Annotated in this window: 3 protein-coding genes; 1 reads left to right on the top strand and 2 read right to left on the bottom strand. The window is 43.5% G+C overall.

Annotated elements, in window-relative coordinates; genetic code table 11:
• Window positions 1-591 precede the first annotated feature (591 nt).
• Window positions 592-936 (top strand): hypothetical protein, encoded by a 345-nt coding sequence (locus C7B70_RS25710; protein WP_146134190.1) that lies wholly within the window; start codon window positions 592-594, stop codon window positions 934-936.
• A gap of 793 nt (window positions 937-1729) precedes the next feature.
• Here the strand turns inward: C7B70_RS25710 and C7B70_RS25700 are convergent.
• Both C7B70_RS25700 and C7B70_RS28185 read right to left on the bottom strand, forming a co-directional pair.
• Window positions 1730-1909, bottom strand: coding sequence for a hypothetical protein (locus tag C7B70_RS25700; protein ID WP_106371682.1), 180 nt, complete (start codon window positions 1907-1909; stop codon window positions 1730-1732).
• 61 nt (window positions 1910-1970) lie between these two features.
• On the bottom strand, window positions 1971-2176 hold a 206-nt coding region (locus C7B70_RS28185; RefSeq protein ID WP_233221172.1), incomplete at its 5' end, for a hypothetical protein.

Here is a 2176-nt window from a genome sequence, read left to right as displayed (position 1 = left end):
GTGCAGGATTGTGAACATTAGGAGTCGCGCTTAAGGCGATCGCCAATTACTATAAATTGTGTAAACCATCATTGCGGTGGAGACAAAACCTTTGGTGGAAACTGCCCTCAAGCTATTAACAACTTGAGGGCTTCTTTTTGTCCCTCATTGGGCAACATTTTAGAGCAATGCGATCGCATCTTTGAAGTTGTATATCAAGCGTATAACATTAACTGCTATACAAACAAATGAACGTATAGCAAATGTATAAAATATTGTATATTACTCTGTATATCACTATGTTAATAGTTAGTCTTAGCAAGGCTGTATACAGATCGTTATACACAATGCTATACTGTATAGAGTAATGTATATAAACTGTATAGCAATAAGTAAGAGTCAAATAAACTTTCGACTGCCAGATACCCTGATCGCTGCCCTTAAAGACCAGGCAGAATCTGAGGGTATAACTTCAACTGAGTTAGCAATCCGCTTGTTAGAGGCTGGGCTGGAGTTGCCATCGTCTGAGTCCGTCAATGATGACTCCCGTATAGAGGAGCGTATAGAACTACGTATAGCACCCCTAAGAGAACAGGTCACTCAATTAAATCAATGTATAGAACTGCGTATAGCAAATGTTATACAGAAGGAGATAGCCCCGTTATTGGGGGAATTGAGCGCTTGAGAGACGAGGCGAAATCTCTTAGGCAGAAACCGCGCGCCACAGTTGCACGGAGCGAAGTTACAGATGTGACCGCCGCAAAGGGCGATCTAGAGGAAACCCTAACCCGCAAAGAATTGGGCAAACTATTTAATGTCAGCCACGAAGCGATCAGGATTTGGGAAGAAAGCGGAAAACTCCGCATTTTGGGATGGGAGCGAGTACCCCATATCAAAAGTCCAGTGAAGTACAGCCGTACTAACCCGCTAATCGACCCAGCTTCCGCTCTAAATTAATCACTCGCTCTTGAAGATCGGTGATCGCACCCCTTAACGGCTCTGGGAGCAGTTCTACCTAAATACTGAGCGTCTTTTGCTATTTCAGCTTCCTTCCGTCCAGCAGCTATTGACTGATTTAATAGTTTACTGTGTGTTGTTCAACGTACTGAATTCCAACCTGTTCTACAACTGTCTTGAGGCTTTGCCCCAGATGAATTAAGGCACCCATATATAGGGTTAAGAAAACCACAAATGCACACAGGCCTAGCATCAAGCTGCGAGGTTCTTTTCTGGGAATCTCTTGCTCAGGAGCGGGTTGAGCTTCGTCTCTAACAATCTTTGTCCAATCGCTTCCACTGACTATCTGTAGGTTTGACAGGTAGAGGTCATATAGAGCTTCGTCCGGTCTGGAATTGTTGTTAAATGTCTGTTTAAACATATCCGCCTCGATTTTCGCGTATGAAAGCTAGTATCTTAATTGGGGAAATATTTTTCACCCTGATATCAGCAAGGAGATTCAGACGCTGAATCTCGTGTTTGCTACGCTATAGGGGTAAGCTGCACACCCTACGGATTCGCACGTCCTGCTTTCCTATATCCCACTTGTGGAGCAGAGACTAGTAATATTTGCCCCTAAGAAAAATATATACGTCTTGAAGGATGGCATCTGCCTAAAGCCATAAATTGTAACTAAAACTCTTGGTTTAAGAAAAACCTCTTTTGAATACTAATCCGAACACCTCCGCCAACTGAATCCCAAGTTCAGTTGGCGATTACCTCCGCGTCCAAGAACTTGGGCGAGAAAAACTACTTACAACTCATCTAGGTCAACAGTTGGATTGCTGTCTTCAGATGTTGGACTGCCAACATCTTGGGCTGGTCTGTTAACATTCTCGGCTTCACTAATTTCAATATTGAGCGGGGCATCTTGTGGCTCACTTACTGATTCTTCTTGTGGCTGATTAGACTGGTTCAAAGCATTGTTAGACATTGGCTTGATTAGACTCGTTGGGGTTTGAAATCAACTTACCGCAATCAATTTTTATTTTCCATCAGTGCAACGTAACCTGATTGTTGCTCTTCCTAACCAACCAATCGCCCCCCGCTAACTTCTCCTCTAAATTAGCTACCCTATTCTGGGGTATGAGTAGCATTCGCGCAGAAAACGGGGTTAAGAGATTTACAGCAGTTCTTACTTGGGTAAAATATAGCAACAGCAATGGGTGAACCAGCCAATAATGTCTTGGAGTGTCACCGC

The sequence above is a fragment of the Chlorogloea sp. CCALA 695 genome, assembly GCF_003003885.1.
Classification (GTDB): domain Bacteria; phylum Cyanobacteriota; class Cyanobacteriia; order Cyanobacteriales; family Chroococcidiopsidaceae; genus Aliterella.
Note: the sequence above shows the minus strand (reverse complement) of the source record. Positions and strands in the feature narration are given on the sequence as shown.

What these genes read in the sequence shown, in the direction of transcription:
- C7B70_RS25700 (WP_106371682.1), bottom strand. Translation starts at nt 1,909, where the DNA reads ATGTCTAACAATGCTTTGAACCAGTCTAATCAGCCACAAGAAGAATCA.
- C7B70_RS25710 (WP_146134190.1), top strand. Translation starts at nt 592, where the DNA reads ATGTATAGAACTGCGTATAGCAAATGTTATACAGAAGGAGATAGCCCC.